Annotated in this window: 8 protein-coding genes; 4 read left to right on the top strand and 4 right to left on the bottom strand. The window is 69.9% G+C overall.

Annotated elements, in window-relative coordinates:
- The first annotated feature begins 5 nt into the window (after nt 1-5).
- Entirely contained in the window at nt 6-1,628 is a 1,623-nt protein-coding gene (locus tag HCT63_RS14095) for a GMC family oxidoreductase N-terminal domain-containing protein (RefSeq protein WP_167005960.1), read from the top strand.
- Between the two features lie 51 nt (nt 1,629-1,679).
- Here HCT63_RS14095 and HCT63_RS14090 read toward each other — a convergent pair whose 3' ends face one another.
- On the bottom strand, nt 1,680-2,528 hold the full coding sequence (locus HCT63_RS14090) for an alpha/beta hydrolase (protein ID WP_208322442.1): 849 nt from the start codon (nt 2,526-2,528) through the stop codon (nt 1,680-1,682).
- Nucleotides 2,529-2,685: 157 nt separating this feature from the next.
- Between HCT63_RS14090 and HCT63_RS14085 the strand changes: the two genes are divergently transcribed.
- Both HCT63_RS14085 and HCT63_RS14080 read left to right on the top strand, forming a co-directional pair.
- The gene (locus tag HCT63_RS14085; protein WP_167005957.1) at nt 2,686-3,153 is read left to right on the top strand and encodes a hypothetical protein; all 468 of its coding nucleotides are present in this window, start codon (nt 2,686-2,688) and stop codon (nt 3,151-3,153) included.
- 443 nt (nt 3,154-3,596) lie between these two features.
- Nucleotides 3,597-5,138: an aldehyde dehydrogenase family protein gene (locus HCT63_RS14080; protein WP_167005954.1), complete on the top strand. Its 1,542-nt coding sequence runs from the start codon at nt 3,597-3,599 to the stop codon at nt 5,136-5,138.
- Between the two features lie 104 nt (nt 5,139-5,242).
- Here HCT63_RS14080 and pta read toward each other — a convergent pair whose 3' ends face one another.
- From pta to HCT63_RS14065, 3 genes are all read right to left on the bottom strand, one after another.
- Nucleotides 5,243-7,324 (bottom strand): phosphate acetyltransferase, encoded by a 2,082-nt coding sequence (gene pta / locus HCT63_RS14075; RefSeq protein WP_167005951.1) that lies wholly within the window; start codon nt 7,322-7,324, stop codon nt 5,243-5,245.
- A gap of 105 nt (nt 7,325-7,429) precedes the next feature.
- Nucleotides 7,430-7,972: a GNAT family N-acetyltransferase gene (locus tag HCT63_RS14070; RefSeq protein WP_167005948.1), complete on the bottom strand. Its 543-nt coding sequence runs from the start codon at nt 7,970-7,972 to the stop codon at nt 7,430-7,432.
- 29 nt (nt 7,973-8,001) lie between these two features.
- A complete protein-coding gene (locus HCT63_RS14065) occupies nt 8,002-10,614 on the bottom strand; it encodes a DEAD/DEAH box helicase (RefSeq protein WP_167005945.1) in 2,613 nt (870 codons plus the stop codon).
- 83 nt (nt 10,615-10,697) lie between these two features.
- Between HCT63_RS14065 and HCT63_RS14060 the strand changes: the two genes are divergently transcribed.
- Nucleotides 10,698-11,468 (top strand): SGNH/GDSL hydrolase family protein, encoded by a 771-nt coding sequence (locus tag HCT63_RS14060; protein ID WP_167005942.1) that lies wholly within the window; start codon nt 10,698-10,700, stop codon nt 11,466-11,468.
- The last annotated feature ends 56 nt before the right edge of the window (nt 11,469-11,524 follow it).

The raw sequence follows: 11,524 nt of genomic DNA, 5'->3' as shown, positions 1-11,524 counted from the left end.
CCGCCATGACGTCGTACGACTACGTGGTGGTGGGTGCCGGCAGTGCCGGAGCGGTGGTCGCGACGAGGCTCACGGAGGACCCGTCCGTGTCCGTCCTCCTGCTGGAGGCCGGGCCGGTCGACGACGCCGACGAGATCGCGATCCCGGCCGCCTTCGCGAACCTCATCAAGACCCGCTGGGACTGGGGCTACAGCACGGTCGCTCAGAAGCAGCTCGGCGGCCGCAGGGCGTACTGGCCACGCATGAAGGCGCTCGGCGGCTGCTCGTCGATGAACGCGATGATCTACATCCGCGGCAACCGGGTCGACTACGACACGTGGCGCGATGCGCACGGCGCGACCGGATGGGGGTACGAGGACGTCCTTCCGTACTTCCTGCGTTCCGAGGGCAACACCCGCCTCGCGGGCCCGTACCACGGGCAGCACGGCCCGGTGCGTGTCGAGGACCGCGTCTACACCCACCCGCTGAGCGAGGCGTGGGTCGAGTCGGCGGTGGCCTCGGGCCTGAAGGCGACCGACGACTTCAACGGCGAGTCGCAGGAGGGCGCGGGGCTCTATCAGGTCACGTGCCGCAAGGGCCGGCGCTGGTCCGTGGTCGACGCCTATCTGCGCCCGGCGCTCATTCGCCCGAACCTCACCGTGCTGACCGGGGCGCTGGTCACGCGGATCGTGATCGAGGGCGGGCGGGCCACCGGCGTCGCGTACCGCGTGGCCGGCGGCGAGCAGATCGCCCGCGCCGAGCGCGAGGTCGTGCTGTCCGGCGGCGCGGTCAACAGCCCGCAGGTCCTCATGCTCTCCGGCATCGGCCCGGCGGCCCACCTGCGCGAGCACGGCATCGACGTCGTCGCCGACCTGCCCGGTGTCGGCGCCAACCTCCACGACCACCCGGCGCTGCCGCTCGTCTGGGCGACCAGGGACTCGACCGACCTCGCGGAGGCCTCGACCCTCGGCAACCTCCTGCGCTGGAAAGCGACCGGCAAGGGGCCGCTCGCCTCGAACGTCGGCGAGGCGGGGGCCTTCTTCGCCACCCGCGACGGGCTCGCGGCGCCCGATCTCCAGGCGCACGTGGCGCCGAGCGCGTTCTACGACAACGGCATGCACGAGCCTCAGGTCCGGTCGATGACGATCGCGCCGACGCTGGTCAGCGTCGCGAGCCGCGGGTCGCTCCGGCTGCGGTCGGCCGACCCGACCTGGCACCCGGAGATCGACGCCGCCTACTACGACGACCAGTCCGACCTCGATGCGATGGTCGCCGGGACGCAGCGGCTCCTCGAGACCGTGGCGTCGGGGCCGCTCGCGCGCTTCCTCAAGGATCTGTGGCTGCCCTCGGCGCGGCGCGCGGTGCCGACCGAGGCCGAGCTCGTCGCGCACGCCCGGGCGCAGACCCAGACGCTGTTCCATCCCGTCGGCACCTGCGCCATGGGCGACGGGGAGGCCGCGGTCGTCGATCCGGAGCTGCGGGTGCGGGGAGTCGTGGGACTGCGGGTGGTGGATGCGTCGGTCATGCCGGTCGTGCCGCGCGGCAACACCAACGCGCCGACGATCATGGTCGGCGAGAAGGCTGCTGACCTGCTGCGGGGGCGCGTCCTGCCGCCGGCGCGGGTGGGCGGCGCGCGCGTCGGTGCGTGAGTGGTCACCCGCGCCGGCGCGGTGACCACGGAGTCACCAACGCGTGCGGGGTCAGGCGAAGAAGTCCGCGAGGATGGGCGCGAGGACCGTCGGATCGACGTCGTGGGTCTGGTCCGGGAGCGACTGGTACGCGGCGGCGCTCACGAGGCACGCCACGATCCGTGACGGACGGCGCAGCAGCTCCGGGCTCGCGGCGCCGTCGAGGACGAGCGTCGGGACGTCGACGTGCTCGAACCGGCGGCGTGGCACGATCCCGTCGCCGAGCAGTGCCAGGTCGTACGCGAGGGTCGGCGCCAACGCCTCGTACTCCCGCCACACGGGGGTGTGCCGTACGAGCGTCACCATCTCCTTCGGCATCCCGGTCAGTGACATGAGCGTGGCCACCGCGTCGCCGTACCGGGAAGGCCCGCGGTCCTCGTCGGCCAGGATCGCCTCGAGCTCGTTGCGTGTGCGGCGGACGTCGGCGGGGCCGGTGACCTCACCGGTGTACGGGGGTTCGTACACGGCCAGGCGTCGTACTGGGAGGCCTGCGGCGACCGCTTCCAGCGCGAGCGCGGCACCGGACGACATCCCGAAGAGGCAGGCGTCCGGGCCCGCCTGGGCGATCACGGCAGCCAGGTCCTCAACCTCGCGGGCGGGTGCGTACGGGGGAGTGTCGCCGCTGGTCCCGCGTCCGCGGCGGTCGTAGTCGTACACGGTGAAGCGCGCCTCGAGCGCCATGGCGAGCGGCCGGCCGGGATCGGTGCGGCTCGACGTGAGGGCGCCGTCGACCAGCACCACCGCTGGCCCGCTGCCGCGCTGGGTGACCCCGATCGCGGTGCCGTCGGCGGACAGGACGCGGGTGCGCGTCGTCGGAGGTGCGCTCATGCCCGTACGACCTGCGGTGCCCGCCGAACTCATCGCGAGATGGAAGTCCGGTTGTATCCCTTGTGTCATGGTTTCTGATCACGAAACGGTTACAACGCTGGATCTGGAATAGCGTTCCGATGGCTGTGCATGAGTGGATCGCCGGTATGGCAGCCAATGAGGCAGCTGATATAGACAGGCTGGGCGAACTATGACCAACGGTCCCATTTCACGCGCTCTTGTGGGCATCGTGCTGAGCGTTTCCTCGGCAATGGTCGCCGGTCTTCTTGCGGCCACGCCAGCAACGGCGGCAATTGATCAGTCGGAAAGATCGAATCCCTCCGCTGGAGTGACAGATTCGGACGGCGACGGCGTCCAGGATCGCCCCGATGCCGTCTCGGCATCACTGGCTGCACGGCTCGCGGACAAGAAGGTTGAGGATCTGTCGGCGCGCACGGAGTCGGCGCAACTCTTCGCGAACCCTGATGGCACATGGACAGAGGAAGTTGCCTCGGGTCCGGTGCGGGTGAGGGATGACGCAGGGAAGCCGGTTGTGAAGTATATTGCGTACGCTTGGGCGCGGGTTTTTGTAGGGAAGTACTTCCGAAGAAAATACCCGGTCTGGTTGGGCGAGTACGCCAATACCTTCACCGACTACGGGCGTATTAACCCGTTATGAGGTGTGTGTGAGGAACTTCGCTTTGGCCGACATGCTTGCCGTCGGTCTCATAACGTGTTTCCTATTGGCGGTATGGGGAACTGCGTTGGCTACTTGTGGCAGTCGTTTGAGGAGAAAATCTGGCTGGAGGCGTCAGACCGTCGGTGTGCTCGTGTTGTCTATACTCATCGTCGGAGGGCCAATCCTTTCCGCTGTTTACCTCTCGGCGCTCCTGGTCGGCCATTTGGCAGGGCCTCGCGTCAATGCCATCTCCAGGCGCAGGGAGGCCCCGCCTACTCAACACGACACGGCCTCCCAGTCATGATGTCCAGCCAGCCCGCAATCGTCGCCATCGAGATCGCCGAGTCCGCCTGATGAACAGCTCTGCAGTGGCCCGGTCCACCGAGCAGTAGTCTTCGCGATGACGAGGTTGTGTCCTGCATCGCAGACCCCTGGAGGACGAGATGGCGACCACGAACGCGAGCTCACAGCATACGAAGGCCCAAGAGAACGCCGGGGACCAGCCCGCGCCCACGACCTTCGACTCGCTCAGCCCGATCACCGGTGACGTCGTCGGCACCTACCCGGTGAGGTCGCGCGAGGAGGTCGACGCGGCTGTGGAGCGGGCCCGTCCCGCCGCGCAGTGGTGGGGTTCGCTCGAGTTCGCGGACCGCAAGGAGATCCTCAACCGCTGGAAGGGCGTGATCACGCGCCGCATCCACCAGCTCGCCGACGTCGTCCACGCCGAGACGGGCAAGCCGCACAGCGACGCCGTCCTCGAGATCGCCCTCGCGATCGACCACCTCGCGTGGGCCGCGGGCCACGCCAAGAAGCTGCTCGGCCGCCGTACGGTCAACCCCGGCCTGCTCATGGTGAACCAGAAGGCGACCATCGAGTACAAGCCGCTCGGCGTTGTCGGGGTCATCGGCCCGTGGAACTACCCGGTCTTCACGCCGATGGGCTCCATCGCGTACGCGCTGGCGGCGGGCAACGCGGTCGTCTTCAAGCCCAGCGAGTACACGCCGGGCGTCGGCCAGTGGCTCGTCGACTCCTTCGCGGAGGTCGCGGGCGACCACCCGGTGCTCCAGCTCGTCACCGGCCTCGGCGAGACCGGCGCCGCGCTGGCGTCGTCCAAGGTCGACAAGGTCGCCTTCACCGGATCGCCGGGCACGGGTCGCAAGGTCATGGAGGCCGCCGCCAAGAACCTCACGCCTGTCGTCATCGAGGCCGGCGGCAAGGACGCCATGATCGTTGACGAGGACGCCGACCTCGCCGCGGCCGCCGATGCCGCACTGTGGGCTGGCATGTCCAACGCGGGCCAGACCTGCATCGGCATGGAGCGCGTATACGTCCACCAGAAGGTGTTCGACGCCTTCGTGGCCGAGTTGACCGCGCAGGCGGCGGAGGTGCGCGCAGGCAGCGACCCCGAGGCGAAGTTCGGCCCGATCACGATGCCCGGCCAGCTCCCGATCATCAAGCGCCACATCGACGACGCGCTCGCGCGTGGCGGCCGGGCCGTGGTCGGCGGCGCGGACGCGGTGGGGGAGCGGTACGTGCAGCCGACCGTGCTCGTCGAGGTCCCCGAGGACTCGGTCGCCGTGACCGAGGAGACCTTCGGCCCGACGCTCGTCGTCAACAGCGTCCCCTCGATGGAGGATGCGATCCGCCGCACCAACGCCACCTCGTACGGGCTGGGCGGCGCCGTCTTCGGCAAGAAGCGTGGCGCCGAGATCGCGCACCGGATCCGCTCGGGCATGACCTCGGTCAACGCGGTCACGGCGTTCGCGGGTGTGCCGTCGCTGCCGTTCGGCGGGGTGGGCGAGTCCGGGTTCGGGCGCATCCACGGCGAGGACGGGCTCAAGGAGTTCACCTACTCCCACGCGGTGACCGTGCCGCGGTTCAAGCCGATGATGGTGCTCACGAGCTTCAAGCGGACCGAGGCGCAGGACAAGAAGCTCACGAGCCTGCTGACCATGCTGCACGGCGGCAAGCAGCTCAAGGACTGAGCGCCGCACTTTCCGTGGGGCCCACGGAGAGTGCGGGCCCCACCGCAACATTCCGGTGGGGCGGCGACTTTGCGTCGGGCCCAACGGAAAGTGGGAGGGCGCGGTCAGCCGGTGGGCAGCTGCTGGGCCTGGATCGCGGTGATGGCCACGGTGTTGACGATGTCGCGCACCGTGGCGCCGCGCGAGAGGTCGTTGACCGGCTTGCGCAGGCCCTGCAGCACCGGCCCGACCGCGACCGCACGGGCCGAGCGCTGGACCGCCTTGTAGGTGTTGTTGCCCGTGTTGAGATCAGGGAACACGAACACCGTCGCGCGCCCCGCGACCTCCGACTCGGGCAGTTTCGTGCGCGCGACGGCGAGGTCGATCGCGGCGTCGTACTGGATCGGCCCTTCGATCATCAGCTCGGGCGCCCGCTCCTGGGCGAGACCGGTCGCGTTGAGGACCTTCTCGACGTCGGCGCCGCTGCCGGAGCTGCCGGTTGAGTACGACAGCATCGCGACCCGCGGCTCGATGCCGAACGCCGACGCCGTATGCGCCGACGAGATCGCGATGTCGGCGAGCTGGGTCGCGTCGGGGTCGACGACGACGGCGCAGTCGCCATAGACCAGCACCTGGTTCTCGAGGCACATGAAGAACACCGACGACACCGTCGAGACTCCCGGCACCGTCTTCACGACCTCGAGCGCGGGGCGGATCGTGTGCGCGGTGGTGTGGACCGCCCCCGACACCATGCCGTCGGCGTACCCGAGCTCGACCATCATCGTGCCGAAGTACGACACGTCGGTGACCGTCGTCCGCGCGTCCTCGAGGTCGACGCCGCGGTGCTTGCGGCGTCGGTAGTACTCCTGCGCGAAGTGCTCGCGGTCGTCCGACGTCCGCGGGTCCACGATCCGGGCGGCGGACAGGTCGACACCGAGGCTCGCGGCGCGTCCGGTCACCGCGATCGGGTCACCGAGCAGCGTCAGCTCAGCGACGCCGCGGCGCAGCAGGATGTCCGCGGCCCGCAGGATGCGCTCGTCCTCGCCCTCCGGCAGCACGATGTGGCGCCGGTCGGCGGTCGCCCGGTCCAGGATCGTGTGCTCGAACATCAGCGGAGTGACGACCGTCGTCCGGGACACCTCCAGCCGGTCGAGGAGCGCGTCGCCGTCGATGTGCTCGGCAAACACCGCGAGCGCGGTCGCGATCTTGCGCGGCGACTCCCGGGTCAGCAGCCCGCGCCGCCCCGTCAGTGCCTGAGACGTCGCGTGCGTGCCGAGGTCGGTGGCGACGATCGGCATCGTGGAGCCGACCCCGCGCAGCAGCCGCTCGACCTGCTCAGGCAGCGCGATACCGCCGTTGAGCACGACGCCGGCGATCTGGGGGAACTCGGTCGACGCATGCGCCGACAGCACGCCGAGCACGATCTCGGGGCGGTCTCCCGGCACGATCACGACGGCGCTCTCGAAGAGCCGGTCGAGCACGTTCGGCAGGGTCATCGCGGCCACGACGAAGCCGCTGGCCTCGCGTCCGAGCAGCCGCTCGTCGCCCCGTACGAGCGTGCCGTCGCACGCGGCCATGAGGTCGGCGACCGTCGGTGCGGACAGCACGGGCTCGTCCGGAACGGAGTACACGAGCACGTCGCGATCGACGAGCGTCGCCGGGTCGGCGGCGACCTCGGGGTCGGTCACGCGGTTGATGACGACGGCGAACAGCTCGGCGTGGTTCGCCTCGAGCTCGGCCACCGCCACGTCGGAGATGCCCGCGACCTCCGCGCGCGTACGGTCGGCGCCGTTGAGCACGAGCAGCACCGGCGACGCGAGGTTGGCCGCGACCCGTGCGTTGTACGCGAACTCGGTGGGCGCGGCCACGTCCGTGTAGTCCGTGCCGACCACCACGACCACGTCGCACGCCGCGGCGACCGCCGCGTGGCGGTCGATGATCTGCTCCATCGCCGCGACGGGATCGGCGTGGATCTCCTCGTACGTCGTGCCGACGGCCTCCTCGTACGAGGTCGTCACCGCGTCGTGCGCCACCAGCATGTCGAGGACGTAGTCCCTGCCGCCTGTGGCCGCGACGTCTCCGCGCACGATCGGACGGAAGACACCCACGCGGCGTACCCGCCGTGACAGCTGTTCGACGACGCCGAGCGCCACGGTGGACTTGCCGGTGAACCCCTCGACGGACGCGATGTAGACGCTGCTTCCCACCCGCCCGAGCCTAGGGCGGTGCGGTGCGGCGTGCCCGTCCGGTCCCGCGACCACCCCTGCGGAGGTGAGCCAGGTCCCACCGCGGCGACGCGCGTGGGACCTGATTCACCGCTCCGGGTGGGAGCGGGATTCGAGCGTGAGCAGCATCGTGATGTCGTCTCGGTCGTCACCATGGCCGACGCGGATCGCCCCCGGAACGCGGCCGACCTCCTTGTAGCCGCAGCGCGCGTAGAAGTGCTCGAGCCCGAGCCCGCCACGGCAGCTGAGGCGTACGGCCTCGATGCCGGGCATGCTGCGCGCCAGCGAGCCGAGCGCGAGCATCAGCGCGAAACCGGCGCCGCGCCCCTGGGCCGTGGGGTGCACCATGATGGTCGTCGCCCAGACCCAGTGCTGCATCAGGCGATGGGAGTTCGACTCCAGGAACCCGGCGGCCCGCACCTGGTCGCCGTCGAGGCCGACAACCATCCGGATGCGGCCGTCGGCGACTGCCGCCAGCTGCTCGTCGAGGATCGGCTCGACGTCGAGCGGGGAGACCGGCGGGACGAACCCGATCGCACCACCGGCGTTCGAGGCGTCGGTCCAGGTCTTGAGCAGACCCGCCCGTACCGGTCGCGTGACGGTCGGATCGGCGACGAAGAAGAGAGCCACGGAGACACGGTACGAGGTGCCGTCCGGCGTCAGACGCCTGTGTCCGTCTGGGGGCCCACATCCGTGATCTGCACGACTGCCTCGCCCGCTTCGTCGGACGCGTCGAGGTGCACTGTGGCGAAGATGGCCCAGTCGCGGTCGCCCTCGGGGTCGTCGAGGATCTGGCGCACGTGCCAGACGCGGGGGGTCTCGACAGGCTCGACCAGCGAGGGGTCGGTGTCGACCGGCGAGGGGTCGGTGTCGACCAGCGAGGGGTCGGTGTCGACGACGAGCATCGCGGGGCCGCGCGCGTCGGGGCCGGTGCCGAGCGTGTCGTACTCGGCGAAGTAGTCCTGGATCGCCTCCTGCCACACGTCGGCGTTCCACCCGGCGGCACCGTCCATCGCGCCGAGGTCGATCCAGCGACGCAGCGCCATCAGCTCGACCCGGCGGAACAGTGCGTTGCGGACCAGCACCCGGAACGCCCGCTCGTTGGCCGTGACCGGAGGCGGGCCGGCGTCGAGGGCTTCGTGCTGGGCGATCACCACGTCGACCGAGCCGCCCTCGCCCGACGCGAGCGCCTCCCACTCGTCGAGGAGGCTCGAGTCGGTCTGGCGGACGACCTCGCCGAGCCAGTACGTGATGTCGTCGATCTCGTCGGTCACATAGCTGTCGGGGACCGTGTGGCGCAGCGTCCGGTAGATGTCCGACAGGTAGCGCAGCACGAGCCCCTCGGAGCGCGCGAGCTGGTACATGCTCACGTACTCGGCGAACGTCATCGACCGCTCCCACATCTCGCGGGCGACGGACTTCGGCTTGAGCTCGTAGTCGGAGACCCAGGGGTGTCCGGTGCGGTAGGCCTCGTACGCGACTTCCAACTCGTCGCGCAGCGGCTGGGGGTGCTCGACCTCCTCGAGGAGCTCCATGCGCTCCTCGTACTCCAGCCCCTCGGCCTTCATCTCGGCCACGGCCTCGCCCTTGGCACGGTTGCGCTGGGCGCTGATGATCGGGCGCGGGTCCTCCAGGATCGCCTCGAAGACCGAGACGACCTCGAGCGCGTACGTCGGTGACTCGGGGTCGAGGATCTCGAGCGCGGCGACGGCGAACGGGGCGAGCGGCTGGTTGAGCGCGAAGTCCGCCTGCAGGTCGACCGTCAGCCGTACGGTGCGGCCCTCGGCGTCGGGCTCGGCCAGCTCCTCAACGACACCGCCCTCGATCAGCGTCTCGAAGATCGACTCCGCCTCGGCGAGCATCCGCTCCTGGTCTGCCTCGCTCGCGTGGCTGTCCATGACCAGCGACTTCACGGCGGCGCGGGCGTCGCCGGGACGCGCGACGAGGTTCAGCACCATCGCGTGCGTCATCCGCATCCGCGACGCGAGCGGCTCCGGCTGGCCGGTGGAGAGCTTGTCGAACGTCCGGTCGGACCAGTTGACGAAGCCCTCGGGCGGCTTCTTGCGCTGGATCCGACGCAGCTTCTTGACGTCGTCGCCTGCCTTGCGGACCATCTTGGCGTTCTCGACCTCGTGCTCGGGTGCCTGGACGACGACACGGCCGATCGTGTCGTACCCGGCGCGGCCGGCCCGCCCCGCGATCTGCTGGAACTCGCGCACGTGCAGGTGCCGCTGGCGGATGCCGTCGTACTTCGACAGCCCCGAGAACAAGACCGTACGGATCGGCACGTTGATGCCGACGCCGAGCGTGTCCGTGCCGCAGACGACCTTGAGCAGGCCCTTCTGGGTGAGCCGCTCGACGAGGCGCCGGTAGCGCGGAAGCATCCCTGCGTGGTGCACGCCGATGCCCATCCGGACCAGTCGCGACAACGTCTTGCCGAACCCCGTCTGGAACCGGAAGTCACCGAGCGCGGCGGCGATCGTGTCCTTCTCCGCACGGGTCGTCACATTGATGCTCGACAGCGCCTGTGCGCGCTCGATGGCCGAGGCCTGCGTGAAGTGCACGATGTAGATCGGCGACTGCCCGGTCGCGAGCAGCTCCTCGACCGTCTCATGCACGGGGGAGGTGACGTACTCGTGGACGAGCGGGACCGGCCGCTCGGTGCCGGCGACGAGGGTCGTCTCTCGGCCCGTACGGCGGGTGAGGTCCTCTTCGAAGCGGGCGGTGTCTCCCAGCGTGGCCGACATCAGGAGGAACTGCGCATGGGGCAGCTCGAGCAGCGGGACCTCCCACGCCCAGCCACGGTCCGGCTCGGAGTAGAAGTGGAACTCGTCCATCACGACGAGCCCGACCTCGGCCGCCGCGCCCTCGCGCAGCGCCTTGTTGGCCAGGATCTCTGCGGTCGCCGCGATGATCGGCGCGTCGGCGTTGACCGAGGCGTCGCCGGTCATCATCCCGACGTTGTCGGCGCCGAACATCTCGACCAGCGCGAAGAACTTCTCCGACACCAGCGCCTTGATCGGGGCGGTGTAGAAGCTGCGCTTGCCCTTCGCCATCGCGGCAAACTGCGCGCCGGCGGCGACGAGGCTCTTGCCGGACCCGGTGGGCGTCGCGAGGATGACGTTCGAGCCGGACACGATCTCGATGAGCGCGTCCTCCTGGGCGGGGTAGAGGGTCAGGCCCTCACCCTCGGCCCACGTGCTGAACGCGTCGAAGACGACGTCGGCGTCGTCGGACTCCTCGGCGGCGGGGAGGTGGTCGACGAGGCGCATGATATGACCATCATCGCATCCGGAAACCACCGTCGAACGCCACCTCCACGGTCCGCGGGTGGGCCGGTGCGAGAATCGAGCACATGGTCAGCGAACCCGTGTACCACCGCTACGTCGCGCTCGGCGACTCGTTCACCGAAGGAGTCGGGGACCCCGACAAGCGCCGCCCCAACGGGCTGCGTGGTTGGGCCGACCGGGTGGCCGAGGTGCTGGCGACCAAGTCCGACGACTTCGGGTACGCCAACCTCGCCGTACGAGGTCGCCTGCTCAAGCCCGTGATCGCCGAGCAGCTCGAGGCGGCGCTCAAGCTGTCGCCGGACCTCGTGACGATCTATGCCGGCGGCAACGACATCCTGCGCCCGAAGGTCGACCTCGACCTCCTCGGTGAGCTGTACGACGCGGCCATCGGGCGGCTCGCCGTCTGCGGGGGGCGCGTGGTGATGTTCACCGGGTACGACCTGGGCTACGCGCCGGTGTTCGGCAAGCTTCGGGGCCGCGTCGCGATCTACAACGAGATCGTCCGCGAGATCGCCGACAGGCACGGCGCGACGCTGGTGGACTTCTGGCGGTTCCGCGAGTACCGCGACGACCGCTACTGGGACACCGACCGTCTCCACCTGTCGAGCTACGGCCACAAGCAGATGGCGTTCCACGTGCTCGACACGCTCGGGGTCAGCCACGAGCTCAAAAAGCCCCGTCTGCCGAAGGCGGCGCCGCCCACCAAGAAGCAGCGGCGCGACGCCGACCTCCAGTGGGCCAAGGAGTTCGCGGTGCCGTGGGTCCAGCGGCGGATCAACGGGACGTCCTCGGGCGACACGGTCAAGCCGAAGCGCCCCACGCTCGAGCGGATCTGACCGCCGCGAGGCACCGCGCTGAGGGGTTGCGGGCCTCCGTGACCCCTGCCACGGTC

The organism is Mumia sp. ZJ430 (genome assembly GCF_011751845.1).
Taxonomy (GTDB): domain Bacteria; phylum Actinomycetota; class Actinomycetes; order Propionibacteriales; family Nocardioidaceae; genus Mumia.
Note: the sequence above shows the minus strand (reverse complement) of the source record. Positions and strands in the feature narration are given on the sequence as shown.